Genomic DNA, 2,507 nt, shown 5'->3' on the forward strand with positions numbered 1-2,507 from the left:
GAAGTGAGTAAGCCCCGAAGTGAGTAAGCCCCGAAGTGAGTAAGCGATGAGTAGCGACGTGGTGGACGCCGTCGAGCATCTGGTTCGCGGGATCGTCGACAACCCCGACGATGTCCGGGTCGACATGGTCACCAGCCGGCGCGGCAGAACCGTCGAGGTGCACGTCCATCCCGACGACCTCGGCAAGGTGATCGGCCGCGGCGGACGTACCGCGACCGCACTGCGTACGCTGGTCGCCAGCATCGGCGGCCGCGGCATCCGCGTCGATGTGGTGGACACCGACCGGTAACGGAGCCCGGTTCCGTGGACCTGATGGTCGGGCGCGTGGTCAAAGCCCACGGCGTGACCGGCGAGCTCGTCGTCGAGGTGCGAACCGACGATCCCGAGACCCGATTCGCCCCGGGTGCCGTCGTGCGCGCCCGGAAAGCAGGCGCGATCGACCGCAGCTTTGTCGTCGACGCGGCCCGCGATCACAGTGGGCGGCTGCTGGTGCGGTTGGCCGGGGTGGCCGACCGCGATGCGGCCGACGCGCTGCGGGGCAGCCTGTTCGTCGTCGACGCCGCGGACCTTCCACCGATCGACGAGCCGGACACCTACTACGACCACCAGCTGGAGGGTCTTCGGGTGCGCACGATCGCCGGCCGCGACATCGGCAGCGTCGCCGAGGTGCTGCACACCGGCGCCGGCGAACTGTTGGCGGTCACCCGCCACGACGGGGGCGAGCTGCTGGTGCCGTTCGTCGCGGCGATCGTCACCTCGGTGTCGTTGGACGCGCGGACCGTCGAGATCGATCCGCCCGACGGCCTGCTGGAACTCGGGACCGAGCGCGGATCGCCATGAGAATCGACGTTGTGACGATCTTCCCGGCCTACCTGGAGCCGCTGCGGCAATCGTTGCCGGGCAAGGCGATCGAGTCGGGTCTGGTGGAACTCGGCGTGCACGACCTGCGGCACTGGACTCACGACGTGCACCGCTCGGTGGACGACACCCCGTACGGCGGTGGTCCGGGGATGGTGATGAGAGCGCCCGTCTGGGGCGAAGCCCTGGACGAAATCTGTTCCGAGACAACACTTCTAGTTGTGCCCACCCCGGCGGGCGCGCTGTTCACGCAACAGGTCGCGCAGCGGTGGAGAAGCGAGCAGCATCTGGTGTTCGCCTGCGGTCGCTACGAAGGCATCGACCAGCGGGTAATCGACGACGCCGCCCGGCGGATGCGAGTCGAGGAGGTCTCCATCGGCGACTACGTGTTGCCGGGCGGAGAGTCGGCGGCGGTGGTGATGATCGAGGCCGTCCTGCGCCTGGTGACCGGCGTCATCGGCAATCCGCTGTCACATCAGGACGATTCGCACTCCCGGGGCCTGCTGGAAGGACCCTGCTATACCCGTCCGCCGACCTGGCGCGGACTGGACGTGCCCGAGGTCCTGCTGTCCGGTGACCACGCGCGCATCGCCGCGTGGCAGCGCTCGGCCGCGCTGCGACGCACCCGTGAACGCCGGCCCGACCTGCTGGACTAGCAACCTTGCGCGCTGGACACCGCTACGACGGACGACGACGGAAACCGTCGACGCTCAGAGCTCTCCGGTCGGGAAGATCGTCCTGACGGCACGGGTGATGGTCGCGCGCGCCGTCGCGTCGTCGGAGGGCTGCAGCGACTCGATCACCATCACATAGCGGCGATCAGCGCCGATCACGCCGGTCGACAGATGCATCCAGTCCTGGCCGATGCAGCACATCCAGCCTTGCTTGACGGCGACCGGTTCGGATGGCAGCCCGTCGGGGATGCCGAAGCGTTGCGGGTAGCCGTCCGCGCCGGTCGGGGTCGACCGGGCGAGGTCGCCGACGATGACGTCGGCCTGCTCGGGCGGCAGTCCGCCGGATCCGCTGAGCAGCATGTCGTAGTAGCGGAGCAGATCGGTCGCCGAGCTCATCGTGTTCCACCACCGCCCGTCGTGGGGGGGCGTGGTGGACGTCAGCCCGTATCGGCGGGCGACCTCGGCGATGACGGCCTGCGCGCCGCGCTGGTTCCAGAACCGCTCCGCGGCGCCGTCGTCGGAGGCGCTGAGCATCACGTCGAGGGCCTGCCGGTCCTGCGGTGACAGGTCGACTTTGCCCTGCGCCTGCCGCAGCAGCAGATCGTCGGCGATGAACAGCTTGGCCACCGACGCGATGCCGACCAGACGGTCGCGGCCGTTGGACGCAACCTGGCCGGTGGCGCGGTCGAGCACCGCGACGGAAATGACGGCTCCGTCGGCGGCGGCCTCGTTGGTGGCCGCCCGGATCCGCGTGGACAGCCCATCCCACGCGACCGCGGGCTCCGCCAGCGGAGCGTCCGGCGGATCGGTTTCCTGCCCGCTCGGTGCGACGACGTCGGGCCGGGGCTGCGGGGACCTGCCGGTGGGCGCGCCGGGCACCTTCGATTCGTAGCCGGTGAGCAGCGCCACAACTGCGGTCGCCGCGACAACCCAGCGGACGGGCCGCGTGCGCATACGCCTCCTCGGGTGCATCGA

The 2,507-nt window shown here is 69.9% G+C and carries 4 protein-coding genes; 3 read left to right on the top strand and 1 reads right to left on the bottom strand.

The features are described 5' to 3' along the window. Nucleotides 1–46: 46 nt before the first annotated feature. From ABDW21_RS00215 to trmD, 3 genes are read left to right on the top strand one after another with little or no spacing between them, the layout of a single operon-like run. Nucleotides 47–289: an RNA-binding protein gene (locus tag ABDW21_RS00215; RefSeq protein WP_343599303.1), complete on the top strand. Its 243-nt coding sequence runs from the start codon at nucleotides 47–49 to the stop codon at nucleotides 287–289. Nucleotides 290–303: 14 nt separating this feature from the next. Next, on the top strand, nucleotides 304–840 hold the full coding sequence (gene rimM, locus ABDW21_RS00220; protein WP_343599302.1) for a ribosome maturation factor RimM: 537 nt from the start codon (nucleotides 304–306) through the stop codon (nucleotides 838–840). Then, nucleotides 837–1,514 (top strand): tRNA (guanosine(37)-N1)-methyltransferase TrmD, encoded by a 678-nt coding sequence (trmD, locus tag ABDW21_RS00225; RefSeq protein WP_343599300.1) that lies wholly within the window; start codon nucleotides 837–839, stop codon nucleotides 1,512–1,514. The genes rimM and trmD overlap by 4 nt, the downstream gene beginning before the upstream one ends. 54 nt (nucleotides 1,515–1,568) lie before the next feature. Here trmD and ABDW21_RS00230 read toward each other — a convergent pair whose 3' ends face one another. Further along, nucleotides 1,569–2,486: a hypothetical protein gene (locus tag ABDW21_RS00230; protein WP_343599298.1), complete on the bottom strand. Its 918-nt coding sequence runs from the start codon at nucleotides 2,484–2,486 to the stop codon at nucleotides 1,569–1,571. Nucleotides 2,487–2,507 lie beyond the last annotated feature (21 nt).

The sequence above is a fragment of the Mycobacterium sp. genome (assembly GCF_039583805.1).
Taxonomy (GTDB): domain Bacteria; phylum Actinomycetota; class Actinomycetes; order Mycobacteriales; family Mycobacteriaceae; genus Mycobacterium.

Bases quoted from the DNA above. Each gene is read 5' to 3' on its own strand.
- ABDW21_RS00215 (WP_343599303.1), top strand. From the start codon at position 47: ATGAGTAGCGACGTGGTGGACGCCGTCGAGCATCTGGTTCGCGGGATC.
- trmD (WP_343599300.1), top strand. From the start codon at position 837: ATGAGAATCGACGTTGTGACGATCTTCCCGGCCTACCTGGAGCCGCTG.
- ABDW21_RS00230 (WP_343599298.1), bottom strand. From the start codon at position 2,486: ATGCGCACGCGGCCCGTCCGCTGGGTTGTCGCGGCGACCGCAGTTGTG.